The 26361-nt window shown below is 71.9% G+C and carries 24 protein-coding genes; 10 read left to right on the forward strand and 14 right to left on the reverse strand.

Annotated features, from left to right (window positions below; translation table 11 throughout):
* Nucleotides 1–618 carry a hypothetical protein gene (locus JW592_RS19995; protein ID WP_209266526.1) on the reverse strand — a complete coding sequence of 206 codons (618 nt, stop codon included), beginning with the start codon at nt 616–618 and terminating at the stop codon, nt 1–3.
* A 42-nt stretch (nt 619–660) separates the two neighbouring features.
* Nucleotides 661–1266 carry a hypothetical protein gene (locus JW592_RS20000; protein WP_209266527.1) on the reverse strand — a complete coding sequence of 202 codons (606 nt, stop codon included), beginning with the start codon at nt 1264–1266 and terminating at the stop codon, nt 661–663.
* Between the two features lie 454 nt (nt 1267–1720).
* On the opposite strand from JW592_RS20000, the gene JW592_RS20005 reads away from it, so the two are divergent.
* Complete coding sequence (locus tag JW592_RS20005; RefSeq protein WP_307805473.1) at nt 1721–3895, forward strand: SpoIIE family protein phosphatase; 2175 nt, start codon at nt 1721–1723, stop codon at nt 3893–3895.
* On the opposite strand, the gene JW592_RS20010 is transcribed toward JW592_RS20005, so the two are convergent.
* The 8 genes from JW592_RS20010 to JW592_RS20045 all read right to left on the reverse strand — a co-directional run bounded on the left by JW592_RS20010 (nt 3864) and on the right by JW592_RS20045 (nt 13237).
* Nucleotides 3864–4259, reverse strand: coding sequence for a hypothetical protein (locus JW592_RS20010; RefSeq protein ID WP_209266529.1), 396 nt, complete (start codon nt 4257–4259; stop codon nt 3864–3866). The genes JW592_RS20005 and JW592_RS20010 overlap by 32 nt on opposite strands.
* 45 nt (nt 4260–4304) lie before the next feature.
* Nucleotides 4305–5576, reverse strand: coding sequence for an MFS transporter (locus JW592_RS20015; RefSeq protein ID WP_372446545.1), 1272 nt, complete (start codon nt 5574–5576; stop codon nt 4305–4307).
* 5 nt (nt 5577–5581) lie between these two features.
* Complete coding sequence (locus JW592_RS20020) at nt 5582–6175, reverse strand: GNAT family N-acetyltransferase (RefSeq protein WP_209266530.1); 594 nt, start codon at nt 6173–6175, stop codon at nt 5582–5584.
* Nucleotides 6168–7454, reverse strand: coding sequence for a type III PLP-dependent enzyme (locus JW592_RS20025; RefSeq protein WP_209266531.1), 1287 nt, complete (start codon nt 7452–7454; stop codon nt 6168–6170). Before JW592_RS20025 ends, JW592_RS20020 begins: the two co-directional genes overlap by 8 nt.
* Nucleotides 7454–8812, reverse strand: a complete 1359-nt coding sequence (locus tag JW592_RS20030) for a DUF6271 family protein (RefSeq protein WP_209266532.1) — start codon at nt 8810–8812, stop codon at nt 7454–7456. Before JW592_RS20030 ends, JW592_RS20025 begins: the two co-directional genes overlap by 1 nt.
* Entirely contained in the window at nt 8794–9906 is a 1113-nt protein-coding gene (locus tag JW592_RS20035) for a phytanoyl-CoA dioxygenase family protein (RefSeq protein ID WP_209266533.1), read from the reverse strand. The genes JW592_RS20030 and JW592_RS20035 overlap by 19 nt, the downstream gene beginning before the upstream one ends.
* Before the next feature lie 336 nt (nt 9907–10242).
* Nucleotides 10243–12315: a prolyl oligopeptidase family serine peptidase gene (locus JW592_RS20040; protein WP_209266534.1), complete on the reverse strand. Its 2073-nt coding sequence runs from the start codon at nt 12313–12315 to the stop codon at nt 10243–10245.
* A gap of 70 nt (nt 12316–12385) precedes the next feature.
* The gene (locus JW592_RS20045; RefSeq protein ID WP_307805474.1) at nt 12386–13237 is read right to left on the reverse strand and encodes a class I SAM-dependent methyltransferase; all 852 of its coding nucleotides are present in this window, start codon (nt 13235–13237) and stop codon (nt 12386–12388) included.
* An 83-nt stretch (nt 13238–13320) separates the two neighbouring features.
* Here JW592_RS20045 and JW592_RS20050 point away from each other — a divergent pair, with 83 nt between their 5' ends.
* Nucleotides 13321–14523, forward strand: coding sequence for a hypothetical protein (locus tag JW592_RS20050; RefSeq protein WP_209266535.1), 1203 nt, complete (start codon nt 13321–13323; stop codon nt 14521–14523).
* A 191-nt stretch (nt 14524–14714) separates the two neighbouring features.
* A complete protein-coding gene (locus JW592_RS20055; RefSeq protein ID WP_209266536.1) occupies nt 14715–15971 on the forward strand; it encodes an FAD-dependent monooxygenase in 1257 nt (418 codons plus the stop codon).
* A 124-nt stretch (nt 15972–16095) separates the two neighbouring features.
* Here JW592_RS20055 and JW592_RS20060 read toward each other — a convergent pair whose 3' ends face one another.
* Nucleotides 16096–16677, reverse strand: coding sequence for a transglycosylase SLT domain-containing protein (locus tag JW592_RS20060; RefSeq protein ID WP_209266537.1), 582 nt, complete (start codon nt 16675–16677; stop codon nt 16096–16098).
* A gap of 827 nt (nt 16678–17504) precedes the next feature.
* Here JW592_RS20060 and JW592_RS20065 point away from each other — a divergent pair.
* The gene (locus tag JW592_RS20065) at nt 17505–18935 is read left to right on the forward strand and encodes an RtcB family protein (protein WP_307805475.1); all 1431 of its coding nucleotides are present in this window, start codon (nt 17505–17507) and stop codon (nt 18933–18935) included.
* A gap of 64 nt (nt 18936–18999) precedes the next feature.
* Here the strand turns inward: JW592_RS20065 and JW592_RS20070 are convergent, their stop codons facing one another.
* Complete coding sequence (locus tag JW592_RS20070; RefSeq protein WP_209266560.1) at nt 19000–19518, reverse strand: archease; 519 nt, start codon at nt 19516–19518, stop codon at nt 19000–19002.
* Between the two features lie 62 nt (nt 19519–19580).
* Nucleotides 19581–19970, reverse strand: a complete 390-nt coding sequence (locus tag JW592_RS20075) for a hypothetical protein (RefSeq protein ID WP_209266538.1) — start codon at nt 19968–19970, stop codon at nt 19581–19583.
* A gap of 174 nt (nt 19971–20144) precedes the next feature.
* Between JW592_RS20075 and JW592_RS20080 the strand changes: the two genes are divergently transcribed.
* A complete protein-coding gene (locus JW592_RS20080) occupies nt 20145–21350 on the forward strand; it encodes an MFS transporter (protein ID WP_209266539.1) in 1206 nt (401 codons plus the stop codon).
* 51 nt (nt 21351–21401) lie between these two features.
* Here the strand turns inward: JW592_RS20080 and JW592_RS20085 are convergent, their stop codons facing one another.
* Complete coding sequence (locus tag JW592_RS20085; protein ID WP_209266540.1) at nt 21402–22157, reverse strand: dienelactone hydrolase family protein; 756 nt, start codon at nt 22155–22157, stop codon at nt 21402–21404.
* A gap of 325 nt (nt 22158–22482) precedes the next feature.
* Here JW592_RS20085 and JW592_RS20090 point away from each other — a divergent pair, with 325 nt between their 5' ends.
* The 5 genes from JW592_RS20090 (at nt 22483) to JW592_RS20110 (ending at nt 26339) form a co-directional block, all read left to right on the forward strand.
* Nucleotides 22483–22980, forward strand: coding sequence for a hypothetical protein (locus tag JW592_RS20090; RefSeq protein ID WP_209266541.1), 498 nt, complete (start codon nt 22483–22485; stop codon nt 22978–22980).
* Entirely contained in the window at nt 22980–23831 is an 852-nt protein-coding gene (locus JW592_RS20095) for a transcriptional regulator (protein ID WP_209266542.1), read from the forward strand. The genes JW592_RS20090 and JW592_RS20095 overlap by 1 nt, the downstream gene beginning before the upstream one ends.
* A gap of 38 nt (nt 23832–23869) precedes the next feature.
* Nucleotides 23870–24400, forward strand: coding sequence for a roadblock/LC7 domain-containing protein (locus tag JW592_RS20100; protein WP_209266543.1), 531 nt, complete (start codon nt 23870–23872; stop codon nt 24398–24400).
* Nucleotides 24401–24433: 33 nt separating this feature from the next.
* Nucleotides 24434–24808 carry a hypothetical protein gene (locus JW592_RS20105; protein ID WP_209266544.1) on the forward strand — a complete coding sequence of 125 codons (375 nt, stop codon included), beginning with the start codon at nt 24434–24436 and terminating at the stop codon, nt 24806–24808.
* Nucleotides 24809–25013: 205 nt separating this feature from the next.
* Complete coding sequence (locus tag JW592_RS20110) at nt 25014–26339, forward strand: alpha/beta hydrolase family protein (protein WP_209266545.1); 1326 nt, start codon at nt 25014–25016, stop codon at nt 26337–26339.
* Nucleotides 26340–26361: the final 22 nt, after the last annotated feature.

Below are 26361 nucleotides of genomic sequence, written 5' to 3' on the forward strand. Positions count from 1 at the left end.
TCAGCCGCAGTGCTGGGCCTTCTCCTCATCGGTCATCGGGCGGGTGTGCTGCGTCTTGGTGCTCGGCGCGTCCGGCTTGGGACCGGTGGCCTCGAAGGGCACGTACCAGATGTAGTGGCCGTGGAACCGGTCGGGGAAGTGCATCTCGTACTTCCCGCTGACGGTCTGCAGCTGGGCCTCGCGCGTCACCCAGCCGACCTCGCCCGGCCGCACGTCGATGTTCGTCTGGGCCGACTCGGTGTGCGAACTCTCCCACGTATGCGAGTAGTTCGTCTCGATGCTGACCTTGAACACCTCGGCGAAGCCGTACTCGGCGCTCAGCGACACGCCCACGCTGTTGCTCTCGCCGGTCGTGTCGGACCAGCCGACCGTGGAGCGCTGGAGATCCTTGGTGCAGTTGTAGGCGCTGTCGCCGACCTGATGGGCCTCACCCATGGAATCGCGGGGCGGCCCGTCGGGGTGGAAGACGCAGACGTCGGTGCCGTTGTCACACTTGTCCAGCAGTTCCCGGACGGTGGGCGGGTTGTCGTCCGCCTGCGCCACGCCGGGGGCGAGCGCGGCGCTGCCGGCGGTCACCAGCGCGGCCAGCATGACCGACCACCTGACACGTTGCTTCATGGGGGTTCTCCTCACTGGAGGTGGGGGGTGGGAGCTTCGTCGTCAGCTGAAGCCGATGGACTGGGTGCGGTCGTTCATGAAGGCACCGATGTCGGAGGTGTTCTCCTTGAACGGGCCGTCCCGGTCCCCGCCGAGCCCGGGCTCGGGGTAGAGCCAGATCCAGCAGTTCCCCCACGGCTGCACCGAGGAGATGCGGTTCTTCCAGGCGTCTTCCAGGTCGTACTGGTAGTCGACCCAGCCGTCCTTCTCGCACAGCCCCTCGCCGGTGATGGTCAGCGAGTCGCCGCCGAAGCCGGGGTCGTCGAAGAAGGTGCCCTGGATGACACCACCGGCGCGCTCGTCGCCGTCCGCCGCCAGCGAGCGCGCCTGCGCGCGGAACCGGCTGTCACGCGCCGCCGTACGGGCCGAGGCCGGCGCGTCGTCGATACGCCCGCCGCTCGCGTTCTCGATGGCTTCGGTGAAGCTGGTGTAGCAGTGCTCGGTACCTGTTGTCAGGTCGAGTGTGCAGTGCCGGGGCTGTCCCTCCGCGCCTGACGGGGGACCCGAGGGGACGGCCTGAGCCGCCGGCGCGGTGACCGCACCGAACAGCAGCGCCGAAGCGGCCAGGGTGACCGTACGCCGTACCCGGTGTCTCGGCCGGGAGATCATGTGGCCTCCAAGTGTTCGTGGGGGCACGCCCAGTTGGACGTGGAACAGCAGTACGCGTGCTCGCTCGGCCACGGCTGAAACAACAAGCCCGCGATTGCCCGCAAGTTACCGCTCGTAACAGCAATGACTCGGCGCCCGTGCCCGAGAATGTGGGATACCTGCCATGTCGCCCGCGCACCCGCACACACCGGAGCCCGGCCTGTACCGTCCCCCGTTTGGCTGACGAGGCGTTCCCCGGCCGGCGACCGGCCCCCTGCACGAGCCCCCCGACCGCCACGACTGATCCCCTACCTCCACCTCAAGGAGCAGCTGAGCCCTTTGTCGGTGTGCCGCCGACGTGCCGGGGGCTTCGTGGCGGAACATGGCCAGCGGCGGCCGTGCGCGGACGGCACACCGTGGCGGCCGCCGGCTGCCGAGTGACGGCTGCCGACCTGCGTCCAGCTTCGGGAGCGGTGTGAGCGGCGAGAGCGATACGGGGAGGTCCACCGGCTCGGACGGCCCCGGCTGGGGGCAACTCGACGCTGTCCTGGCCGACGTCATGAAGGCCACCGGTGCCTCGGTGGGTCTGATCTACCTGCTGCCGCCCGGCGAACGGGTGCTCCGGCTCGCGGTGGTCTCCGGAGTGTCCCGCAGCATTGCGTCGCCATGGGCCCGGGTCCCCTGCGACGCGCCCGTCCCGGTGGCGGTCGCGGTGCGGCGCCGGCGGATCGTCTGGCTGGCCGGGCAGGAGGACATGGCCCGCCACTACCCCCGCGTCGGCCTCGTACTGCCGTACGACTTCCGGCTGGCCGCGGCGCCCATCGTGGTCGGCGCCACCGCGCGGGGCGGCATCGTGCTGCTGTGGCCGACCGGCCACCCGTCACGCCTGTCCGCGCGCGAGCGCCACATCGTGGGAGGCGGCTGCCGCAGCGCGAGCCGTGTGCTGCGGCAGGCGGCGGAGAGCGGCCGTCCGCTGTTGCCGCAGGACGAGCCGCGTCTGCTGCACCAGAAGCCGTCGCAGGAGCCCGGGCCCGGCCAGGCGACGGCGGCCTTCGAGTTCGCCGAACGGCTGCCCGACGGCTGCTGCTCCCTCAACGTGGAGGGCCGGATCGTCTTCCTCAACTCCGCTTGTGCCGAGCTGGTGGGAGCCGACGCGGAGGCCCTGCTGGGCACCCGCCCGTGGGAGTCGCTGCCCTGGCTGCGCGACCCGGTGTTCGAGGACCGGTACCGCGCTGCTGTGATCGCCCGGCAGCCGACCACCTTCACCGCACGGCGGCCGCCCGACACCTGGCTGTCCTTCCGGCTCTTCCCCGGCGAACGCGGCGTGAGCGTCCACATCACCGTCGCCGCGACCGAGCACCCTCCCTCGCCGCAGGACCGGAGCCCCGACGAGACCGCGCAACCCGGCGGTGCGACAGCGCTCTACCACCTCACCCATCTGGCGGCCATGCTCAGCGAGGCGGTGCGCGTCACCGACGTCGTCGAGCTGGTGGCCGACCAGCTCGTCCCCGCGTTCGGACCCGCTGCGCTGGCCCTGATGACCGTCGAGGAGGGTCGCCTCCACGTCGCCGGGCACCGTGGCTGTCCTGCTGATCTGGTGGCCGGCTTCGACGCGGTACCCCTCTCCTCCGAGACCCCGGCGGCGTGTGTCCTGTCCACCGGTGTGCCCGCCTTCTTCTCCAACGCAGCCGACCTGGCAAGCCATTCGCCCGCCGCACACCACGGCCAGATGGGTGCCTGGGCCTTCCTTCCGCTGACCGCGTCCGGCACCGCCATCGGCACCCTCGCACTCGCCTACGACCAACCCCACCCCTTCACACCGCCCGAAAGAGCCGTGCTCACCTCCTTGGCCGGACTGCTCGCGCAGACGCTGGACCGGGCCCGCCTCTACGACAACCAGCGGCAGCTGGCCCACAGCCTGCAGACCGGTCTGCTGCCGCACCGCCTGGCCGGCGTCCCGAACCTCGAGGTGGCCGCCCGCTATCTGCCGGCGGGGCACGGGATGGACATCGGCGGCGACTTCTACGACCTGGTCCGCTGCGACGACACCAGCGCCGCCGCGGCCATCGGCGACGTCCAAGGGCACAACACCACGGCGGCCGCGCTCATGGGCCAGGTTCGGACCGCCGTCCACACCCATGCGACCGCCGGAGCCTCACCCGGTGAGATCCTCGCCCGTACCAACCAGCTCCTCATCGATCTGGACACGGGCCTGTTCACCAGCTGTCTCTACGCACACCTCGACCTGCCCCGCCGAGAGGTGCGCCTCGCCACCGCGGGTCACCCACCACCCCTGCTGCGCCATCCGGACGGCCGCACCGAGATCCTGGACGTACCACCCGGGCTGCTGCTCGGTATCGAAGCCGAGACCGACTACACCACCGTGAGCGTGCGCCTGGAACCCGGCTCCGTCCTCGTCCTCTACACCGACGGACTCGTGGAGATCCCCGGCGGTGACATCGGCGACTCCACGGCGGCCCTGGCCCGCAGACTCGCTGAGGCCGCCGCCGACCAGAGCCTCGACGACCTGGCTGACACCCTCACGAGCCCCGCGTTCCAGCCCACACCCCCCACCGACGACATCGCCCTCCTCCTGGTGCGCCCCACCGCCGAACAGGTCAGCGGGAACGTGACCACTCACCGCCCATGAGCCCATCGCCGTTCCTGAGCACATCGAAGAGCGTCCACCCGTCCAACTCCACCTCGAAGCCTGCCCCGGACGGTCGGCCGCACGCGCCGGTACGGGCGACGGCCTGATCCAGCAGCCGGCGGACGTTCCCGGGCTCGTTCAGATTGAGCGAGCGTCCCAGCGCGTCGACGACCACGCCTGACTGCGGGTACCCGGCGGTCAGACGGTGCTCCGGAACGGTGCGGAAGACGATGCGCAGCGTCCGGCGAGGACCGGCCCGGTGCAGGCTGAGCACCTCGCGGCAGTAGGGGTGCCGATGGCGGACGGTCCAGAGCCAGGTGGTACCGCCGACGACGAGCCGACGGAGCCGGCGTTCACTGCGCATGCCCGGACGATACGGGACCTGTGCCGGGCCCGCTCAGCGGCCCGTTCAGCCGGAGGAGGCCGCCTGCAGCGGGGTCCATCGGATGCGCGTGCTGCACAGGGAGACCGCCAGGGAGGAGGCGGCGACGGTCGCCATCCCCCACGCCAGGTTGCCGGCTGCGGCGACGAAGCCGATGAGGGGCGGACCGGCCAGCAGTCCGGTCGTCCCCATGGCGGCGACCAGCGTCAGCGCGTCCGAGCCCTGCCTGGCCGCGGCCGCGTACACGCAGGGTGTCACGGCGGCGATCCCCAGTCCCACACAGGCGAAACCCGCCAGGGCCGGCGCCACGCCGCCGCTCACCAGTGCGGCGGCGAGCCCGGCGCCCGCGAGCGCGCTCCCCAGCAGCACGACACGCGCGTCGCCCCAGCGGGCGCGCCAGCCGTCGGCGAAGAGCCGGGCGAGGACCATCATCCCGGAGACGACGGCGATACCGAGGGGTGCTGTCTGTGCCGACGCCTTCGCGATGTCCCTCATGTACAGGGTCGACCAGTCGTTCATGGCGCCCTCGGCGATCGTGCCGAACACCATGGCGCAGCACATCCACAGCGTCACCCGTGACGGCAGGGGCCAGCGGCGGCCGCGCGCCTCCGTCGTCCCGCCTCCCTTCTCCCTCCCCGCTCGCGCGGCCTCTTCCGCCTGCGTGCCCTCGTCCGCGTATGTCTCGTCCGTGTACGTTTCCTTCCCGGCCGGTTCGTCGTCCGCGAGCAGCCCGGTCCGTGCGTAGACGCCCAGCAGGACCAGGAGCACGACGGCCACTCCGAAGTGGGCCCCGACCGCTTGTGTGACGGTGCTGACGCCGGAGGCGAGCAGGGCGGCGAGCAGCGACCCACCGCTGAAGACCGCGTGCAGCCGGGCCATGGCGTTGCGCTCGAACTTCGCCTCCAGCGCCGCCCCTTGCGCGTTCATGGCGACGTTCAGGCAGCCGACGAGCAGCCCGTCGACGCACATCACCCCCAGGGCGACGGGATAGTTCGGCGCCGCGGCCAGGGCCGGCAGCAGCAGGGTCAGGCCCAGTTGGGAGAGGAGGGCGAGCCGCAGCGAGCCCAGCGCCCGCATCAACAGCGCCACCAGTGGGAACGACGCCGCAGCTCCCACACCCGCGGCCATCAGCAGCATCCCCACCTCGGCCGCCGTCAGGCCCAGTTCGCTCTTGATCGCCGGAATGCGGGAGGCCCAGGTGGCGTACTGGAATCCGAGGGAGCAGAACAGCGCGGCGATGGCCCACTGGCCGCGGACGAATGACTGCTGCTGGGCGCGGACTTCGAGGATCCGGAACACAGATATCAGCTCACTTCGTGCGGCGAGGACGGGACGCGCTGTGGAGCGGCTCCCGGATCGGACGACCGGCTCAGGCAGGGGGACACCGGCTGGGACATGTACAGCGCGCCGGTGCCGTAGCCGCTGTCCGGTGGTACGACGCCGGGGTACGGAGCGAACCCGCGCGCCGCCCAGAACCTGTCGCTGCCCCCGACCGCGACCAGGGAGATCCGCCGGTGCCCGCGTGCCCGGGCGGTGCGGGCGAGGTGGCGCAGGAGGTGCTGCGCCATTCCCTTGCGGCGCAGGGCGGGGGCGACGACGAGGTCGTGGAGATGGAGATTGCCCGTCCGGGTGGTAGCGGGGGAGTGCGCCCGCGTCAGGTCCGGGAAGTGGAAGGCGGGGCAGGGCAGGGCCAGCACATAGCCGGCCGTCCGGGCGCCGACGTGCAGCGCGAAGCATGTGCCAGGTGACGCGGCTGCGCGGGACCGCAGCGTGGCCCGCCCCTCCGAGAGGCCCAGTCCGGCGTAGGCGTCGCGTTCCAGCGCAGCGATGGCGTCCCAGTCCGCGTCGGCGATACGGCGTATCCGCACGGCTTCGTCCGCCCTCAGGAGCTCACCCATGGCGGCTGCCCGGTTCGGTGAACGCGTACGGGAGCGGCGCGAAACCGTTGAAGCCGCGGGTCATATAGCTGAGCGCGTACGCACCGCTGGACAGCACCCACACCGGGTCGCCCGACGCCAGCGCCCTGGGCACGGGGACAAGCGCGTGCTCGGGGGAGCAGGCGTCGTCACCGTCGCAGGTGGGGCCGGCGAGCACGGCCGGGACGTTTGCGCCCCCGGTGTGCCCCGGAAAGACCAGCGGGTAGTGCAGCGCGTCCATCTCGTAGAGGCCGTTGAATCTGCCGCAGCTCAGATACAGCCAGTGCTGCCGCTCGCCGTCGGCCCTTCGGCGCTCCGTGAGACGGGCGACATGGGCCCGGACCGCTCCGTGGTCGGCGACCAGATGGCGCCCCGGCTCGATGGTGAACTCCAGGCCGCCGCCCAGGATGTCGCGCAGGCCGGCCATCCCTTCCCTGATCACCGCGAAGATCTTGTCCAGCGGTGGGTCGTGGGGTCGCCCGCGCCGGTCGAGGTAGCCGAGGGCGGGAAGGCCGCCTCCGAGGTTGATGTGGTCCGGGCGGATGCCGCGCCGGACCAGGGCACGCGCCACCTCGCCCAGGCTCTCCAGCGCGCTGTGCCAGGACTCGGGCGTCAGCTGCTGCGAGCCGACGTGCACGGACAGGCCCGAGGGAACCAGGCCCGCCTCCCGGGCCCGTTCCAGCACCAAGGGGGCCTCGCCGGGCGGGCAGCCGAACTTCTCCCCGAGGCCCCAGACGGCTCCGGCCCCGCTGGTCAGTACACGGCAGAAGACACGGGCCCCGGGGGCGTGCGCGGCGAGGGCCGCCACGTCCTCGGTGCTGTCGGTCGCGAAGTCCCGGATGCCGAGCCGGTGGGCGGCGGCGATGTCCCGGTCGGACTTGACGGTGTTGCCGTAGTGCATCCGGTGCGCCGGTACGCCCGCCCGCAGCGCCTGGCGCGCCTCGCCGGGGCCGGCGGCGTCGATCCCGGCACCCCGGCGTGCCAGGGCCGTGATCACCTCGTCGACCGGGCACGCCTTCATCGCGAACCGCACCCGCACTCCGGGAAGTTCACGGCGCAGCGCTTCGTAGCGCTGCTCGATGCCCGCGAGGTCGAAGACGATCCGGTCCGTGGGGGCTGCGGCGAGCGCCTCGGCCAGGGCAGCGCTGAGGTGCGAGTCCGCCGTGCTCGCCGTCCCGGTGACCGCGCTTGCTGTCCCCACGACCGTGCTTGCCGTCCCCGCGGCGCCGGAGGACGGCCGGGAGAGGGCGCCCGTGCCCATCACCGGCTCACCCCCGGCAGCCCGGACCCGGACGCAGCACCCGGCGGAGGGCCCGGCGGAGGGCTCGGAGCCGTGTGCCGGGCCGCGGCGACGAGTTCGCTCCACACCTCGGTGAGCAGCGCGAAGTCCTCGATGTCGCTGCGCGCCTCGGCGAGCAGGCGTTCCCGGCGCGCGGCCAGCCGGTCGGCGAAAGCGGCGTAGCGGCCGCCCAGGCGCCGGTAGGCGGCCTCGAGAGCGTCGAGGCGCTGGAGGTTTTCCGCGGTGTCCAGCCGGGTGGCCTCCCTGGCGAACGCGGCGACGGTGCCGGCGCGTATCCGTCCGCGCTCGTCCAGCAGCGAGTCACCGGCCTCGGCCATCCGGTCGTAGATGTGGTGCAGATAGAGCATCGACAGCAGGAACTTGGCGAAGCGGCTCTGATACGCCAGGAATCCGGTGTCGGTGCGGCGTTCGGCCGTGTGGTGGTTGACGATGTTGCGGTTGTGCAGGACGCCTGGCAGCCCGGCGTTCCGCACGAGGTGGAGCAGGAAGTAGTCGCTGCCAATGGTGTCGCGCGCGGGCGGCAGCGGCACCTGTTCGTGTACGCCGTGGAAGCTGACGTTGCACATGTCCACCCGCATCGGGTCGACCAGTGTCAGCAGCGAGTGGTCCCGTTCGAACGGCTGTGTACCGGCGCCCCGGAAGGACTCCGCCGCCAGCTCCCGCTTCTGCTCGGCAGACCATCCTGCGGGTGCCCAGAGGCTCACGACGTCGCGGTACACCTCAGGGTCCGCTGCCAGAATCCCGCCGATGTCCACGGACAGCTCCCCGATGAACGAGCTGCCCACCAGCGCCACCCGTCTGGACGACTGCTCCTGGGTCAGCGCGGTCTCGCTGACGCCTCGCGCGGCCTGCGCCGCGGGTTTGCCCAGCGACATCAGCTCGTGGTGCACGGGGAAGACCGGGCGGCCGTGCACGGTCTGGTACCGGCTGTCGGAGTCCCTGCGGTGGACCGACTCGCAGCCCAGCGCTGCCGCGTACAGGAAGGCGCGATCGGTGCAGGCGCCGTAGGAGACACCGTCCGGGAGCAGCAGGTCGAGCAGCAGCTCCGCCTTGGCGCTGCGGGCACGCTCGACCACGCGGGCGAGGAAGTCCCGCTGCCGCGCCTCGTCGACGTGGTGCACGGTGAGGCGGGGGGAGCGGGGCAGGTGCCGGACGGCTTCGGCGTGCTCGGCGTACACGGAGGGCGCGCAGGAGTCGAGGATCAGCAGATGGACATCGTTGTCAAAGCGGTCGGCGGCGTAGTCGGCTTCCGCGCCGACGGCTGCGATCGTCGCCGCGCAGGGCCGGTTTGTGGGGAGGGTCAGGCAGATACCGCGCATGTCTCCTCCCCGGTGGCCTCGGTGGTCTCAGTCGGCTCGATCGTCCTGGTCGCCGCGTCACCCCGCGCCTGTCCCGGCTCGGGGTGCCAGGAGGTCAGGCCCAGCAGTCTGGCCCCCAACCCGGTGAGCCCGGCGGGTCCGTAGCGCTCCGACTCGGGCCGGATGGAGTCGCCGACAAGCGTCGGGTTCCAGTCCGGGGTGCTCAGATGGCGCCAGGAGTCGATCCGCGACTGCCGCAGCCTGTGGTGGCTCTCCAGGGCCGGCATCATCGACAGGTACTGGACCGAGCGCACCCCCTTCTCCGAGGTGTTGGGCGCCACGCCGTGCGCCAGCAGACCGTTCCAGATGAGCAGGTCCCCGGCCTGCAACTCCGGGCGTACGACGGGTATCTCGGACCGGTCGACCGCCGGCCGGATCGGGTCGCGGCCGTCCGGCTGGAGCGCCTTCCAGCGGTCGAACCGGTGGAACAGTTCGGGGCAGCACTGGAAGCCGCCCAGGTCCGGTTCCGTGTCGTTGAGCGCGATGATGCCCTGGACGCGCTGGGGCGGTACGCCGAGCGAGGTGTCGACGTCCCAGTGCAGGTCGATGTCGAAGCCGCGCTCGCGAGGCTCGATGAGTGCACGGTCACGGTTGCGGATGTTGGGCGGGTTGAGGTTGAGCCGATCAAGGGTGACCCACAGCTCCTCGCAGTCCCACACGTCCACGAAGGCGTCGTAGACCCGCCGCGTCTGGCGGCTGTCCCAGATGAGCTGGTGGTGGTACGCCTCGACGAACCCGTAGATGTGCAGCTCGCGTTCGAGGTCGGAGCGGAAATCGCGCTCCTCGTACCAGGTGTCCGGGTGGTCGGGCGAGAGGCCCTGGAAGTCCCAGGCGAAGTCCAGCAGCCGCTGGGCGGCACCGGCGGATATCGCCTCCCTGACGACGATGTAGCCGTAGGTCTGCCAGAAGGCGAAGTCCTCCTCGGACAGCACGCGGAGCGGGCGCGTCTTGCTCAGGTCACGCAGCGGCGTGCGGGCGAGATACGTCTCGCCGTCCTCGCTGAAGTAGGGGATGTTCGATGCGGCTCGGTGGAGATAGCGGTCAGACGTCGCCATATGGGGCTCCAAGTGCTCACGGCTGCCCCCGGGCCGGGAGCGGCAGGCGGTGCGAACAGTGGACGGGCCGGTGCTGGGCCGACGGTGGACGTTCGGGTGCTGCGCCGACGGAAGCTGTGCCGGCAAAGGTCGGGGGCGCGTGTCAGGTCGCGCTCGTGGCAGGGTGCTGCTCGCGTCCGGGTTGCGGCGCGGGACCGGCGGGGCCGGTTCCGGTGGCGAGGCTCCGCAGGCGCAGCGCCGCAGGCCCGCGCTCCGGCCTCACGAACGGAACGCGTGCCCCACGTGCCTCTACGGTGACTCGCGCCTCACCATATTTGGACTAGACCAAAGTGAATGTCAACTCCCGGCCGTGCCCGGCCAGTCCGGCACTCGGCCCTCGTCGCTCAGCGTCCGCCACAGGAAGGTGTGGACCAGAGCCTCGACATACGCCGCCTGCTCGTGGTCGGCCGCACCGGCGTGGCCACCGCCGGTGTTCTCGAAGTAGCGCACGGGCAGCCCCAGCTCACGCATCCGGGCGGCCATCTTCCGGGCGTGGCCGGGGTGCACCCGGTCGTCACGGGTCGAGGTCGTCAACAGCAGCGGTGGACAGCCGCGGTCGGCGTCCAGATTGTGGTACGGCGACCAGTCCAGCAGGTGCGAGCGTTCTTCCGGATTCTCCGGGTCGCCGTATTCGGCGACCCAGGAACTGCCCGCCAGCAGCCGGTGGAAGCGGACCATGTCCAGCAGCGGTACCTCGGCGACGACCGCGCCGAACAGTTCGGGAAAGCGGGTGAGCATGACGCCCGTCAGCAGGCCGCCGTTGCTGCCCCCGGCGATGCCGAGCCGCCGCGGTGCGGTGATGCCGCGCGCGACCAGGTCCCGCGCCACCGCCGCGAAGTCCTCGAAGGCCCGCTTCCGCCCGGCGCCGAGCGCCGCCCGGTGCCAGGCGGGACCGTACTCGCCGCCGCCCCGGATGTTCGCCACCACATGGGCGCCGCCGCGCCGCAGCCATGTCCGGCCGGTCACGGACGAGTAGGACGGGGTCAAGGACACCTCGAACCCGCCGTAGCCGTACAGCAGCGTCGGTACCGGGCCCTCCTGCCGCTCCGGCCCGACGACGAAGTACGGGATGCGGGTCCCGTCGGCCGAGAGCGCGAAGTGCTGCCGCACCCGCAGCCCCTCGGCGGCGAAGCCGGCCGGCGCCCGCTTCAGCGTCTCCGTGCCCGGCACGCCGGCCATCGCCCGGCACAGGGTGGCAGGCTGGAGGTACCCGCTGACGCTGAAGAGGAACTCCTCCGCGTTCTCGTCCTCCTCGGTGGCCGCGGTCGCCGTCACGCCCGCCGTGGACAGCGGCGGCACCTCGCCGAGCGCACTGCGCGACCAGCCGCCGCCCTCGTTCGGGGTGAGCAGGTGGAGGCGGGAGGAGACATCGGTGAGGGTCTCCAGGACGATATGGCGACGGGTGGTGGCGAATCCGTCGAGGACCGTGCGCTCGTCGGGGGTGAACAGCACATCGTGCTCCCGCCCGCCGCGCAGAAAGGCGTCGAAGGAGAAGGCCAGCAGCGCTCCCGCGGGCCGGCCGAGCCAGGGTGAGCGCAACTGGACCAGCAGCCACTCCCGATGAACCTCTGCCAAGGCGTCGTCGGGCACCTCGATCCGCACCGGCGAGCCGTCCGGCACCAGGAGGAAGTGCTCGCTGTGCCAGAAGTCCCGGTTCCGCACGGCCAGTTGCCGCTCATAGCCCGGCGTGTGGTCGTGCCAGGCGTGGACGGACACGTCCTCCTGCCGACCCTCGAAGACGACCGGCGCCTCGTCCAGCGGCGTACCGCGCCGCCAGCGCCGCACCGTGCGGGGGTAGCCGGAGGTGGTCAGCGACCCGGGCCCGGTGTCGGTGCCGACGAGGACGTGGGCCTCGTCGATCCAGCTCACCGAGGTCTTGGCGGCGGGCAGCCGGAAGCCGCCCTCGTCCTCCCCGACGAAGCGGCGCCCCTCCACGTCGTACTCCCGCACCTCAGTGGCGTCCGCGCCGTCCCGGGACAGCTCCACCAGCGCCCGCCGCAGGCCGGGCCGCAGCACCGAGGCACCCGCCCACACCCACGGCACGTCCTCGGCGGCCGCCAGCTCGTCCACGTCGAGCACCGTCTCCCAGCGCGGGCTCGGCCCCCGGTACTGGTCCAGCGTGGTGCGCCGCCACACACCTCGCAGGTGCGAGGCGTCGCGCCAGAAGTTGTACAGGTGCGGGCCGCGCCGTACGACGTACGGAATACGCGCGGGATCGCTCAGCACCTCCCGGATCTCCTCGCGCAGCGCCTCGAACCCGGGATCGGCGGTCAGCTCCGCCACCGTCTCGGCGTTCCGCTCACGCACCCAGCCGAGCGCGGCGTCGCCCTCGATCTCTTCCAGCCACAGATACGGGTCGTCCTCGATCACCGCACGATTGTCCCCCGCGGTCCGCCCGGCACACGACGGGCTCCGCGGGCGGCATGCGCCGCGCAGGGGATCAGGCGCCGTCGGTGGGACGGCGCGCGGTGACGACGTAGTAGTCCAGCAGGCCCTCGCGGTAGCTGGTCAGGAAGTTGCGCGGCCAGGTCACCGGCAGCTCGACCCCGGAGAGGTAGCGGTCGAAGCCGGGCCACACGTGCGCGCCGATGGACTCCCCGCGTACGTCGGTCAGCCCGGCCTCGCCGAGCGCCGTCAGCAGGGTGCCCAGCGGATGGGCGATGTCGAGGCCCTCGGCGAAACTGTCCAGGCGCGCGGCCAGGGACGCGGCCGCCCCGTCCGCGCCGTCCGGCAGGAAGAAGCTGGTGACCGCGAGGCCGCCGCCGGGCCGCAGCACCCGGGCGCTCTCCCGCGCGAACCCCGCGAGGTACGGGAAGTGCTGCGCGGCCTCCACCGAGTAGAGGGCGTCGAACTCGCCGTCGGGGAACGGCAGCCGCTCCGCAGCACCCTGAACGAAGCGCAGCCGCCACGGCTCCCGGGCCAGCAGCCGGGCGTTGACGCGACGGGCACGCGCCAGCTGCTCCGGATGGATGTCCAGCCCTGTCACGGACCGGAAGCCGAACTCCTCCAGCGCCAGGGCGCCGCCCAGTCCCAGACCGCACCCCACCTCCACGGCGCGCCCCCGCGCCGGCAGCGTCCGCAGCACCCTGCGGTAGAGGTTGCGCTCACTGCGCACCCGGTCGTCGGCGGTGAGCGGACGGTCGAGGGGAATTCCCTCCCAGTGGCCGAAGTTGATGAAACCCCCGGAGAAGGCCGGAACCGAGCTGAGATCCTCGGGACCGTAGGCGTCCCGCACCCGCGAGGCGGCCGCATCCGCCGCACCGCTGATTCCCTTGTCCTTGTGACTGGTCACATGCGCAGGGTAGTCGAGAGGGAGCGAGCGCACGGGGGGAAATCCGTTCGCGGGGCGCTCCGCGCCCTCCCTACCGTGGAGCCGTGGACGAGACGAACCCGGAACCGACCGGACCGGACCTCGCCCGGCGTGCCGACCTGTTGCTGGGCGCCCCGCTGGGCCGCGACTACCTGAGCGCCTTCGTGGACGACTGGCTGGAGGACACCCTGTTCGCCGCGCTCGGTCTGGGCGATGTCCCGGGGACGGCGACGGTGTCGGTCGAGGACGACGGCCCAGGCTCCACGCCCCGGAGCCGCACCCTCCACCGCCGCAAGCACCGGGAGTGGTGCGACGTACCCGCCGCCGAGGCGGGCGCCGTGCTGCACGAGGCAGTCGCCCGGCGGGGGTGGAGCGGCCTCGGCGAACTGACCGAGGCCGCGCTGATGGAGCGGCTTTCAGAGGTGTCGAACCTGTTCGGCTTCGGTGGCGGCGACACCGCACGGTGGGGCCTCACCGGGCTCGCCGCCGAGGAACTGCGGCCCGTCGCGGAAGCGCTGGCCGCATCACCTGGAGCCGGTTGGTGGTGGGACCCGGTCGACCGCACGGACCAGCGGCAGCTCGTCTGGGGCAAACCGGGCAGGCGGAAGGGCGCCGGTGGCGGGCTCGCCGGTGTCGAGAAGGCGATGCGGCGCGACATGGCACGGGAGCGCGCCGCCCACAAGAAGGGGCGGCGCGGCCGCCCACGCCCCGGTGAGCGCAATCTCGGCGCCACATGGTGGTCGGTCCCGGACTTCGCCGAGAACACCTGGACGACCGGGACCCGGGGCGGGCTGCCCGCGCTCGAACTCGGCCACTTCATCGACACGTTCACCCCCTTCGAGGAATCGACCGCCACCGTCGGCAGCCTCCGGATCGGCGAACACGCCCGCGTCGCCGAGATCCGTGGCCCCCGCGACTGGAGCGAACTGGTGACCCGCTTCCCCCGCGACGTGTCGGGGACACACGACGGCGAGTGGCGCGACTGGGGCGATGTGGACGGGCCCTGGTATCTGCCGGACTGGGAAGCTCTGGCCGGGCACTACGACGGGGTGCATGTCACCGTCGGCGGCTATCTGTCGTCCTGCGGTCTCGCGCAGCCCGTCCACGACGGCTACACCATGCTCGCGGGCTGGGTGCCCGACGCCACCGTCTGGGTGCGTGACGTCGCCACCGGACACCGGCTGCTCGGCCTCTGGCGTGGCGACCCCCAGGACTGCGGGGAGTGGGAGGAACACCTCGCCGGGTGGGACCCGTATCCGGGCGGCTGACCCGACTCGCTGCCCGCGTACGGGTCCTCGCACCGGGGAGGGCGACGGCCTGTGGGCGGCGTGTGGGTGATGTGTGGCCGAAATGTCGGGACCTGTCGGCCGGATGTCGGCGTTCTGTCCGCCGATGGCCGGAGGCTCGGGTCGTCGGCCCGGGGGCGAAGTCCCGGGCCGGAGACCGGAAGGGGAACACCATGGCACCCGATATCGTCCAGACCCGCACGACGCCCCAGAGCGCACCCGCCTCCGCCGCATCCGGCAGCCGCCGGGTCCTGATCTCCGGCGCGAGTGTGGCAGGACCCGCCCTCGCCTACTGGCTCAACCGGTACGGCTTCCGCGTCACGGTCGTGGAGCGGGCCCCGGCCCTGCGCCCCGGCGGCCAGGCCATCGACGTACGTGGTCCGGCGGTCGAGGTGGCGCGGCGCATGGGCGTACTGGACGAGCTCCGTGCGCACGCGACCGACCTGCGCGGCATCTCCGTACTGGATGAGGACGGCAACGAAACCTTCCGCAGCACCGAGTACACCGCCAGCGGCGGTCGCCTCGACCGCGACGACATCGAGATCCTCCGCGACGACCTGGCCCGGATCCTGGTGGCAGCCTCGGGCCCCGGGGTCGAGTACGTCTTCGACGACTCGATAGCCCAGCTCGACGACGGCCAGGACGAGATCCGGGTGCGCTTCGCGAGCGGACAGGAGCGCGCGTTCGACATCGTCGTCGCTGCCGACGGCGTCCACTCGCAGACGCGAGCCCTGGCCTTCGGGTCGGAGGAGGACTACCTGCGGCCCCTGACCGGGCACCTCGGCGTATGGACGGCTCCCAACATCCTCGACCTCGACCGCTGGCAGATCGCCTACCGCACTCGGGACGAGCAGGCGTGGGGCTGCCTGGTGATGAGCGTACGCAAGAACTCCGAACTGCGGGTCTACGTCGGTCTGGACGGGCTGGACCACCGCGACCCGGCGCTGCGCGATCCGGAGGCGCAGAAGCGGCTGATCGCCGAACGGTACGGAAACGCAGGCTGGGAACTGCCCCGCCTCCTGAGGTACATGTGGTCGGCGCCCGACTTCCACTTCGACGGCGGGGCGCAGATCCACATGGACACCTGGTCGACGGGCCGGGTGGTGCTGCTCGGCGACGCGGGATACTGCGGCTCTCCCGCCTCGGGCCAGGGCACCAGCATGGCCATGGTCGGCGCCTATGTGCTGGCCGGAGAGCTCAAGGCAGCCGACGGCGACGACCGCGCCGCCTTCGCCGCCTACGAGCGCGAACTGCGGCCCTGGGTCACCGCCAACCAGGCGCTGGCAGACCTGCAGATGGCGCGGGCTCACAGCGATGCGGGGGACACGGACACCGGAGGAAACGACGGGCACGAGGACTCCCCGATGACGACGACCGTGGACGACGACTACTACTCGGTCGTGGACGACTTCACCGTCCGCGACTACTGAGAGCCGCCGGGGCGCGCGGAGTTCCCGTGACGCCCGGTGTGTATGCGAAGGAGCGGGTGGGAGGTGTTTCTCCCATCCGCTCCTTGTCGCATGCGGGGTGTTGCGGTGTGGCCTGGGTGTGGGCTCAGTAGGCGGAGTCGACGTTGTCCATGGAGCCGTAGCGGTCGGCTGCGTAGTTGCAGGCGGCGACGATGTTGGCGACGGGGTCGGTGAGCTTGTCGGGGGTTCCTTCGACGTGGTAGCGGTCGAAGGTGGGCTGGATCACCTGGAGGAGGCCCTTGGAGGGGGTGCCCTTCTTCGCGTTGATGTCCCAGTCGTTGACCGCGTTGGGGTCACCGGCCGACTCGCGGATGATGTTGCGCTTGATGCCGTCGTAGGAGCCGGGGATGCCGTGCTCCTTCATGATCGCGCGGGCCTCGCGGATCCACCCGTCCAGATCGTCCGCGTACTCCTGGCCACCAGCCTGCTTGCCATCGGCCTTGCTGTCGGCCTTGCTGTCGGCCTTGGCGTGGGCGGCCTGGGCGGTCAGGTGCTGGGCGGTGGAGGCGGCACTGGCGATCGCGGGACGGGCCTCGTGCTTGCCGGCCTCGGCAGCGTGCGCGGTACCGGCCAGCGCGGTGGTGGCGATACCGGCCGTACCCACAGCAGTCACAGCGGCAGCGGCCAGCCGGCGGGTGGGCTTGAGAGAACGCAGAGCAGTACGCATGCGAGCAAAGAGCCTTCCAGTGGGGGGACGTTCCGGCCGCGTCCTCCGGGGCGCCCCGTGAGGAGGCGTGCATCCCGGTCCCGTCGCGACCTGGCACCCACCCTGGGAACCGGCTCCCCCGCCCGACAACTGTGTGACCTACGACCCCGCATAGTCCCCACCACACAGCCGGGCCGACCACTCCCCACCCCCTCGGGCACATCCGCAACCGGCACCTACGAACCCGCCACATGAGTGACCTGCACCCTATGGGCGGCCTCACATCACGCGCCCTCATGCCATGCGAGGACGGTGCGTACCGCCAGAGACTGGGTACGCACCGTTACGCCGTCACCGCGCTCTCAGGCTCTCTCCTCCCGGGGAGTGGGCACCGGGATGGGGACCGGATCAGGCGCCGGGCCCGGCGCGGGCCCCGGAGTGGGGGGCTGCGGATTGGGCGGTACGGGGTCCGGCTCGGGCCGTGGGGGCTGGGGCGGCACCGGATCGGGCTCCGAAGGAGGTTCCGGGCCCGGCGCGGGCCCGGGCCCTGGCCCGGGTGGCCCGGGGCCAGGGCCCGGAGTGGGCGGTTCGGGTTCCCGGCCGGTCGGCGGCAGGGTTTCGCGCTCCTGGATGTCGGACGGGGCTGCCATGGCGGACTCGCAGCGATGTGAGAAGTGAACACGCTCTGTGCATCCGCCGCTCGTCGTCGGGTCGGTCGCGGCGCGCGGCGGTATCGGTCTCTCCCCGACGGGTCACCGGGGGTCCGGAGCGCGAAACCGCGTGAAACCGCATGTTCCGTCCTGGCCTGGTAACTCCGTGGGGCTGCCGAGGCTGCGAGGGAGTCCCGCATGGAGCGCGTGGATGGCATGACGTACGTACAGGAGGGCCCCTACCGGTTCCGTCTGGAGCAGCAGGGTGGGATGCGGGCTCCCGGTGTGGTGTTCGCGTCCCAGGAACTGCTGCGCGACGCCGAGAAGTCGCTGGAACAGGTCGGCAATGTGGCGACGCTGCCGGGCATCGTGGGTGCCTCGTACGCCATGCCCGACATCCACTGGGGCTACGGCTTCCCCATCGGGGGCGTGGCCGCCACCGATGTCGGGGATGGTGGGGTGATCTCGCCCGGCGGGGTGGGCTTCGACATCTCGTGCGGGGTGCGGCTGCTCGCCGCCGACTGCGACCGGCCGACGCTGGAGCCGGTGCTGCAGACGGTGATGGACGGGCTGGGCCGGGCGATTCCGCGCGGTGCGGGGCCAGGCGGAGTCTGGGAGCCCAGTGGTCGGCGGGAACTGGAGGCGGTCCTGGAGGGCGGCTCCCGCTACGCCGTCGAGCAGGGCCACGGCGAGGAGCGGGACCTGCGGCGCTGTGAGGACGGCGGCGCGGTGGCCGACGCCGATGTGCGCCAGGTGAGCGAGCGGGCGCGGGAGCGCGGCCTCGTGCAGGTCGGAAGCCTGGGCAGCGCCAATCACTTCCTGGAGGTGCAGCGGGTCACCGAGGTCTACGACGAGCCGGTCGCCGCCGCGTTCGGGCTGGCCCTGGACCAGGTGTGCGTCATGATCCACTGCGGGTCGCGCGGGCTCGGCCACCAGATCTGCACCGACCATGTGCGGGCGATGGACAGCGCCATGGCCCGGTACGGCATCCAGGTCCCCGACCGACAACTGGCCTGTACCCCGGCCGACTCGCCGGAGGGGCGAGACTATCTGGGCGCGATGGCGGCCGCAGCCAACTACGGCCGGGCGAACCGGCAATTGCTCGCCCAGGCCGCGCGCCGGGTCTTCCAGCGCGCGGCCGGTGTCCGGCTCGGCCTCGCCTACGACGTCTCCCACAACCTCGCCAAGATCGAGACGCATGCCGTGGACGGGGAGCGGCGGCGGCTGTGCGTGCACCGCAAGGGCGCAACCCGGGCCTTTCCGCCCGGCCACCCGGAGCTGCCCGAGGATCTGCGCGACGTCGGTCAACCAGTCCTCATCCCGGGCACGATGGGGACCGCCTCCTATGTGCTGACCGGCGTCCCCGAGGGCGACGCCTTCCACTCCACCTGCCATGGCGCGGGCCGTTCGCTCAGCCGGCATCAGGCCGCACGGACGATCGGCGGCAAGCAACTGCGCGCACGGCTGGAGGCGGACGGCATAGCGGTCCGTCCGCTGTCCCCCCGCAGTCTGGCCGAGGAGACCCCGGAGGCGTACAAGGACGTCGCGGAGGTGGTGGAGGCGAGCGAAGGCGCCGGGCTGTGCCGCAAGGTGGCCCGGCTGGTCCCACTCGGCGTGGTCAAGGGCTGACCGGCCGACGTCGCAGAACCCGGACCTCCCGCCGAGGAGGCTCAGAGCTTCCGTCGACGGGGACTCAGACGTCCACCGTCACCGCACACGACCATCCCTCCAGGGCCTGCGCGACGGACAGTTCGCTCCAGGAGACGGCTTTCGGCGGCGCACCTGCGACCGGCACCGACCCCAGATCCGTCACCGCCATGCGCACAGCGAGGACTTCCCCGGTGCCTGCCGCCGCACCACCTGTGGCCGCACTGCTTGCCGCCGTACTCCCGGGGCTCACCACCTCGACCCGTACGGGGACCTCACCGTGCACTTCCAGCCGGAAGATGACCTCCTCCAGCAGCGCTGCCAGCAGGTCCTCGTCGCGGCGCCCGGTCACCCGCACCTGGCGCACGGCTCCGGGCTCGGCGCCGGCGAGGTCGGCGAAGCACTCGACCATGCCCAGCACCGCCTCGGCCAGGCACTCTTCCCGGCTGATGCCCCACGCCTCGAAACGCGCGTCGGCCGTGTGCGGCACCGTGCGGTGCCCGCGCTGCCGCTGTGCCGCCCGCCGTCGCGGCGCGTGCTTGTCGTCGTCCGCGTCCCCGGGCATGGGCACCGCTCGTCTCCCTGTCTCTCGCTGTTCTCCCGGTCCTTCGTCGGTTTCCCGCCCTGTCAGTCCGCGCGTACGGGCGTATCGCCCCAGGGGCGTCGGCTGTCCCCGGCCGGGACGAGGCCCGCCGCCGCATGAGCGTCCGGTACCGACAGCGCGATGCGGGCGAAGGGCGTCTGCCCGCGCGTCTCGACGACCACGACCGGCTTCCAGGGGTGGACCGCGACGAAGTCCTGCCCGTCCCCGTGCTGCCACACGCCGAGGTGCGAGAGCCCGGGCAGATAGCTGGTCCGCTTCGGCGTGCCCCGCAGCGGCCGCCACCAGGCGGTGGCCTCGCCGACCCGTGAGACGGCGGACAGCGGCACCCGGATCTCACCGTGCCCGGTGGCCAGCTTCTCCCACCATGACGGCCGGACGACCAGGTCGTCCCCGTCGATCAGCAGCCGTGCCATCGTCCTGGTCCCGTCTCGTCGTGCGCGTTTCGCGGTCGGTCCGCCCGTTCCGTTGCCCTCCCTCCAGCCTGGGCCGCGTGCGCCTGGTGCGCATTCCGGGGCATGCGGGCAGGCCGAAATTCGCACAGTGATCCGACTACCGGTGGGTAGCGGGTGCACATACGCTGTCCGGCCATGACGGACGCACGGATGCGCCACGGCCGGGCCGCTCTCGCCTTCAGCTTCCTTGCGCAGGGCATGGCCTTCGCGTTGCTGGTGACGCGCATCCCCGCCGTGCAGGACCGGTACGGGATATCGAACGCCCTGTTGCCCGCCTTTCTGGCGGCGGTCCCGGTGCTCGCCGGAGTCGGCAGCGTGGGCGCGGAGCACCTGGTCGAACGCGTACGGCCGAGCCTGGTACTCCGCTGGTCGCAGCCCGTGGTGCTGCTGTCACTGCTGGGGGTGGCTGCGGTTGAGGGGGTGGCCCAGCTCGCCCTCGCACTCGGCGCCTTCGGGCTCGCCGTGGGCGCGCTGGACGCCTCCATGAACATGCTCGGGGTGAGCCTCCAGCGCAGCTACGGGCGCAGCATCATGCTGGGTTTCCACGCCGCGTACAGCCTGGGCGGGATTCTCGGTGCCTCGCTCGCCTGGCTCGGCGCGCACTTGGAGCTGTCGCTCGTGGCCTCCTATCTGCCGGTGGCGGCCGTGCTGTTGCCCGCCGCGCTGCTGGGCAGCCGCTGGTACGTGGACGCTGCGGCGCCCGGCCCGGCGGACGCGGGCAAGGGGGCGGCGCAGGCGGCGGGCGTGGCAGGCGCGGGTCCGGGCGCGCGGGAGGCGGCGCCCGCGTTCCGGATGCTGCTCCCGCTGTGCCTGGTGATGACCTTCGCGTACATCGGGGACTCCACCGTCTCCAACTGGAGCGCGAAGTACCTCCAGGACGTACTGGGCAGTTCGGAGCAGCTGGCCACCGTGCCGTACAACGTCTACATGGCGACCACCCTGATCGGCCGCTCGCTGGGGGACCTGGGGGTCAGGCGGTTCGGAGCCGTGGCCGTGGTGCGGGGCGGCGCGCTGCTGGCGGCGCTCGGGTTCGGCACGGTGGCGGCGGCCCCCGGTGCGTGGACGGGCATGCTGGGCTTCACCCTGCTCGGGCTCGGCCTGTGCGTGCTCGTACCGCAGACCTTCGCGGCTGCGGGACGGCTGTTCCCGGGCGCCTCGGATGCCGCCGTCGCACGGCTCAACGTCTTCAACTACGTCGGCTTCCTCGTCGGATCGCCTCTGGTGGGCGCGCTCGGCGACGCCTGGAACTACCGCACCGCCATGCTGGTCCCGATGGCGCTGGTGCTGGTCACCCTCGGATACGCCAGGTCCTTCGCACCCCAGCAGCCGGCGCCCGCCTGAGCACCGGAACTCGGAGCACCGGATGTGCGGGCGCGGCGGATATGCGGCCCGTCAGTGCTTCTGGAGCGTCTCGGAGAGGAGCGACAGCAGCCGCTCCCAGTGCCGCTCCAGGGCTGCCGGGGCGAAGGCGGCCGTGTCGGCCATCGTGAAGCCGTGGACCGTGCCCGGATAGACCTCCGAGGTGTAGTCGGCGCCGGCCTCGTCCAGCACCTTGTTCAGCGTGGCCACGTTCTCGGGCGTCATGGAGCCGTCGTTCTCGGCGTGCCCGAAGTGCATCCGGGCGGTGATCTGTCCGGCGATGCGGTGCGGGCTGTCCGGCTCGTCCGTGACGACATGGCCCGTGTGGAAGCCGGCCATGGCGCCGACCCGCTCCGGGTACGCGGCCGCCGTACGCATCGCCAGCACGCCGCCCATGCAGTAGCCGGTCACCCCGGCCTTCCCGTCCCGTGCCTGCGGCTGCCGGGCGAGGAAGTCGAGGTAGGCCCCGGCGTCCCGGACGGCGTTCTCGCTCGTGTGGGAGCCGAGCAGGGGCAGGACCCGGCCCATGAACGCTTCCCGGTCCTCGCTCCTGCTCAGATCGGGCACCTCGACGACGGGGGCGCGGCCGTGCCGGTAGAAGACGTTGGGAGCCAGCACGTAGTAGCCGTGCGAGGCCAGTTCGGTGACCATGTCCCGGATCACCGGCCGCAGCCCGATGATGTCCATGTAGAAGAGCACGGGAGGGTAGCTGCCGTCCTCGTCCGGGCAGGCGGCGAAGGCGTCGGCAGTGCCGTCCGGGGTGCGGATGTCGACGTTCCGGAAGTGCATGAGGGGTGGCCCTTCTCCGAGGGGTCGGTGACGCGTTCTTGTCCTATCACCGCAGATGCGCCGTGATGTCGTGGGGGCGGCTGAGGCGAGGCCCTCTCCAGGATCGATCACTTCCCTGGCGGAAGTGGTCAGTTGGCGAGCTCATTCGGTCAATTTCCCGGTGGCTGCGGCATGTTCCCCCGGAAAATGCCGGAACCCGCGCCGCACCGCCGGGTATATGCGTAGTGTGAGCCTCACTGTCCGTGGCTGGGGGGTGGCCACTGGTGTTCGATGGGTCATGTTCGGTGGGTCATGTGGTGTGCCGCGCAGGGGAGGGGAGTGCAGCGTGCCCGGAATCGACGAATGCCTCCTGGAGACGATGCGATTGCCCGGCGCGCGCAGTGCCGCCGTGATCGACTGGGTCAGCGGGCTGGCGCTCGGCGTCGCCGGCGAGGCACCGGGCGGTGACTACGAGGCGGCCGCCTGCGAGACAGCGGAGCTGGCCAGAATGGTCGCCGAGTACCGCTCGCTCGGCCCTCTCTCCGCTGCCGGACAGCCGGACGGCGCCTCCGCCCCACCGGCGACTGGGACTCCCACAGTGGACGGCGACCGCGTACCGCCCCCAGAAGCCGTCCCGGCCCCTGCGCCTGTGCACACGGCCGGCCCGGCGCCGGTCGTCGAGGACATCATCACGACGAACAGGGACAGCTACCACCTGCTGCGGTTCGTACCCGGCGCCCTGGACGGCACCCTCTTCCTCCACTTATGGCTCGCCCGGGACGAGGGCAATCTCGCACTGGCGCGGAGGCGGCTGGCGGAGATAGCACAGCGGATGGTCCTTTGATGGAAACCGCCGCGCCTGTCCACGCCCCCGCTCTGCTGCACCGCCTCGCGGAGGAGCGCGTCACCGGAGCGTTCACCCGGGCCGGGGGCACCCTCTTCCTCGTCGACGGCGAGATCGTGCACGCCGAGAGCGCGGCGGCGACCGGGCTGGAGCTGTTGCTGACCCGCGACTGCGCACTGTCACCGGCGCGGTGGGACGCCGCGCTCACCCGGGCGGAACGGGACGGGGGAGTGGCACGGCAGCTGATGGCCGGTGGCCAGGTGCCGGAGGGAGTGCTGGACCTGTGCCGGCGCACCGCCCTGTACGACGCGGCGTTCTTCGTGCTCGCATCCGGCGGCGGGCCGGGACGCTTCCGGCACGGGGTGCGGGACCGGCTCGGGGCGCACGGCGGCGTGCCCCCGATGGTGGTCGAACGGGAGACCGCCCGACGGCTGGCGCTCCTGGACCGGATCTGGCCCGACGCACGCCTCGATGTGCTGCCCCCCGTGCCGACCGCCCGAGCTGCCCCGGCCGCCCCGCAGGACGTCGGGGTCCCGCTGTCGGCCGTACCGGATCGCCGGTTACCGGTACTGCGGCTGGCCGACGGGGTCAGAACCGCAACCGACATCGCCCGTGCGCTGGCCCGCCCCGCCTTCCACATCCTGGTGGAGCTGCGCCGGCTGGCGGCGGCCGGACTGGTCACCCCGGCCGGGCCTGCCGCTGCGGGAACCCCGCACACCGCGGGCACCGCAGCAGCCGCAGCCACCCCCTTCCCCACCGGCGCCCGCCCGTCGGAGGCGCCCGGTGCCGTCTTCGACGCTCCGGACGTCGAACTGCTGCGCCGGCTCAGGGACGCGCTGGAGGCGCTGTGATCAGGGGATTCCGTCAGCGTGCCGAGAGGAGAGTGCTCATGGCGGCGGAGGCGGCCGTGCTGGAGGAACTGCGCGGGTTACGGGTCAGGGTGCCGCAGGTCGGCGGGGCCCTGGCGGCGACCGTGGACGGTTTCGTACTGGCCGAGGACCTGGCACGGGCGCGGGCAGAACGGCCGACGGAAGCCGAGCCGCTGGCCGCACTGACCGCCGCCGCGCTCGGACTGGCGTTCCGGATGAACGAGGCGACAGGGCGCGGTGCTTTCCGCGAGCTGCTGATACACGGAGAGCTCGGGTACGTCGCCACCTACGCGGCCGGGCCTGCCGCGGTGCTCACCCTGCTCGCGGACGACCGCATCAACGTCGGCCGGCTGCACCTGGAGGGGCGTCGTACGGCGAAGCACATCGGTGAACTCGTCGCCGAGGCCCGGCGTTCGGCGGCCTCCCATCCCCCCACCTATGTCGCCCTTACCCGGAGCGAACCTCCACCGGAGCGCCGCCGTCTGCCGCTCGAACGGCGCCGCCGCGGCTCCCCAGAGCCGGACGGCACGCAGCGACAGACCACGGACTGATCACCAGAACCGACGAAAGGACAGCACACCACCATGTCGAACACCGACGCTTCCCTCAAAGAGGCGATGAGCACCATCGACGGCACGATCGGGGTCGCCCTGGTCGACTACACGAGCGGCATGGCGCTGGGAACGCTCGGCGGCGGCAAGGACTTCGACCTGGAGGTCGCCGCCGCGGGCAACACCGACGTCGTCCGGGCCAAGCTGCGCACCATGGAACTCCTGGGTCTCAAGGACGAGATCGAGGACATCCTGATCACCCTGGGCAGGCAGTACCACCTGATCCGCCTGCTGCGGGCGAAGAGCGGCAACGGCCTGTTCCTCTACATCGCGTTGGACGCGGCGAAGGCGAACCTCGCCATGGCCCGGCACCAACTGCGGCGGATCGAGGCGAACCTGGAGGTCTGACCGGAGCCGGGGCCCGGCGGGTGGTGTGGGCCGAACCGGTCACGGAGCCGGCCCCGCAGAAAGCGGCGCCGCCGTGATCCGGCGCGGCTGTCAGGAGGACACCACGCTCTGAGCCCCCGTGCTTCATCCACCCCGGCGAAAGTCAGGGGTTCGGTTGCCTTTCGTAGCTGACGGGCGCGGTGTGCCGGTTCCTAGGCTCCCGGCCATGATCCGTACACACCGCGCGGCGGCCGCCGTGCTCACCGCCGCTCTGCTCGCCCCGGCGACTGCCGCCTGCGCCCCCGACGGGGGTTCGACGGCGGCCGACGCGCGCCCTGCCGCTTCCAGCGCCTCCACCACTTCCACGGCTTCCGCTCCCTCAGGGGTCTCCGATTCCCCTGCTTCCGGGGCCTCCGAAGCGGCGGCCGTGAAGCGCGGCAAGCCCCTGTCCCTTCCTCGCCCCACCGGGAAGTGGGCGGTCGGACGCGACACTCTGCACCTGGCGGACAAGGACCGCCGCGACCCCTGGGTGCCGTCCGCCGGTGCCCGCCGGCTGATGGTGTCGGTCTTCTATCCCGCCCGGCGCGGCGGCCCTCGGCCAAGTGCCGCGCCGTACATGTCGGCCGAGGAGGCCGGGCTGCTGCTGAAGGGGCTGAAGCTGGACAAGTCCTTCCCGCCCGAGCTGCTCGCCTCCGTCCGTACGCACGCCCGTACCGGAGCCCGTCCCGCGCCGGGCAGGCATCCGCTCGTCGTTCTCTCCCCGGGCTTCTCGCTGCACCGCGCCACACTGACCACCCTCGCCGAGGAGTTGACCTCCCACGGCTATGTGGTCGCACTGCTGGACCACGCCTACGAGTCGTTCGGTACCACCTTCGCGCCCCGGGGTTCCGCCGGTGCCGGCAAGGGCTCAGCGCGCACCCTCACCTGCGTCGCGTGCGAGACCGTGGAGTCGGCGCCCGACGACAAGGGGGAGAAGAAGCTGCTCGCGCGTGCGGCACGGAACCGGGCGGCCGACATCTCCTTCGCCGTCGACGCGCTGACGACCTCCGCTCCGGAACACCCCCGTGACTACGCCGAGTTGATCGACCCTCGCCGGATCGGTGCGGCGGGCCACTCGCTCGGCGGCAACGCGGCGGCAGTGGCGGCGGGCACCGACCGCCGTATCAGGGCCGCCGCCGACCTGGACGGCACATTCTTCGCGCCCGTACCGCGGGCGGGTCTCGGGCGGCCGATCCTCATGCTCGGTACCAGGAACGGCCACAATCCCCGCGCCGAGGACAGGACATGGCCCAGGACCTGGCAGCGCCTGAACGGCTGGAAGCGGTGGCTGACGGTCGCCGACTCCGGGCACTTCACCTTCATCGACCTGCCGATCCTGGGCGGTCAGGCGGGTGTTACGGATCCCTCGGCGCCGCTGTCGGGAAAGCGCTCGGGTGAAATCACGACCCAGTATGTGAGGGCGTTCTTCGACAGCCGGCTGCGCGGCCTGCATCGCCCGCTGTTGGACGGCCCCTCGAAGGAGAATCTGGAAGTGAACTTTCATATGCCGTGACGGCACAAGGAAACCGCTCTTC

This window comes from Streptomyces spirodelae, assembly GCF_017676385.1.
Classification (GTDB): domain Bacteria; phylum Actinomycetota; class Actinomycetes; order Streptomycetales; family Streptomycetaceae; genus Streptomyces; species Streptomyces spirodelae.

Excerpts from the sequence above, each read along its gene's own strand:
- JW592_RS20105 (WP_209266544.1), top strand. The coding sequence starts at position 24,434 with ATGTCGAACACCGACGCTTCCCTCAAAGAGGCGATGAGCACCATCGAC.
- JW592_RS20020 (WP_209266530.1), bottom strand. The coding sequence starts at position 6,175 with ATGGGTGAGCTCCTGAGGGCGGACGAAGCCGTGCGGATACGCCGTATC.
- JW592_RS20035 (WP_209266533.1), bottom strand. The coding sequence starts at position 9,906 with ATGGCGACGTCTGACCGCTATCTCCACCGAGCCGCATCGAACATCCCC.
- JW592_RS20070 (WP_209266560.1), bottom strand. The coding sequence starts at position 19,518 with ATGCCCGGGGACGCGGACGACGACAAGCACGCGCCGCGACGGCGGGCG.
- JW592_RS20075 (WP_209266538.1), bottom strand. The coding sequence starts at position 19,970 with ATGGCACGGCTGCTGATCGACGGGGACGACCTGGTCGTCCGGCCGTCA.
- JW592_RS20055 (WP_209266536.1), top strand. The coding sequence starts at position 14,715 with ATGGCACCCGATATCGTCCAGACCCGCACGACGCCCCAGAGCGCACCC.
- JW592_RS20060 (WP_209266537.1), bottom strand. The coding sequence starts at position 16,677 with ATGCGTACTGCTCTGCGTTCTCTCAAGCCCACCCGCCGGCTGGCCGCT.
- JW592_RS19995 (WP_209266526.1), bottom strand. The coding sequence starts at position 618 with ATGAAGCAACGTGTCAGGTGGTCGGTCATGCTGGCCGCGCTGGTGACC.
- JW592_RS20025 (WP_209266531.1), bottom strand. The coding sequence starts at position 7,454 with ATGGGCACGGGCGCCCTCTCCCGGCCGTCCTCCGGCGCCGCGGGGACG.
- JW592_RS20100 (WP_209266543.1), top strand. The coding sequence starts at position 23,870 with ATGGCGGCGGAGGCGGCCGTGCTGGAGGAACTGCGCGGGTTACGGGTC.
- JW592_RS20110 (WP_209266545.1), top strand. The coding sequence starts at position 25,014 with ATGATCCGTACACACCGCGCGGCGGCCGCCGTGCTCACCGCCGCTCTG.
- JW592_RS20095 (WP_209266542.1), top strand. The coding sequence starts at position 22,980 with ATGGAAACCGCCGCGCCTGTCCACGCCCCCGCTCTGCTGCACCGCCTC.
- JW592_RS20000 (WP_209266527.1), bottom strand. The coding sequence starts at position 1,266 with ATGATCTCCCGGCCGAGACACCGGGTACGGCGTACGGTCACCCTGGCC.
- JW592_RS20065 (WP_307805475.1), top strand. The coding sequence starts at position 17,505 with ATGGAGCGCGTGGATGGCATGACGTACGTACAGGAGGGCCCCTACCGG.
- JW592_RS20080 (WP_209266539.1), top strand. The coding sequence starts at position 20,145 with ATGACGGACGCACGGATGCGCCACGGCCGGGCCGCTCTCGCCTTCAGC.
- JW592_RS20085 (WP_209266540.1), bottom strand. The coding sequence starts at position 22,157 with ATGCACTTCCGGAACGTCGACATCCGCACCCCGGACGGCACTGCCGAC.
- JW592_RS20030 (WP_209266532.1), bottom strand. The coding sequence starts at position 8,812 with ATGCGCGGTATCTGCCTGACCCTCCCCACAAACCGGCCCTGCGCGGCG.
- JW592_RS20010 (WP_209266529.1), bottom strand. The coding sequence starts at position 4,259 with ATGCGCAGTGAACGCCGGCTCCGTCGGCTCGTCGTCGGCGGTACCACC.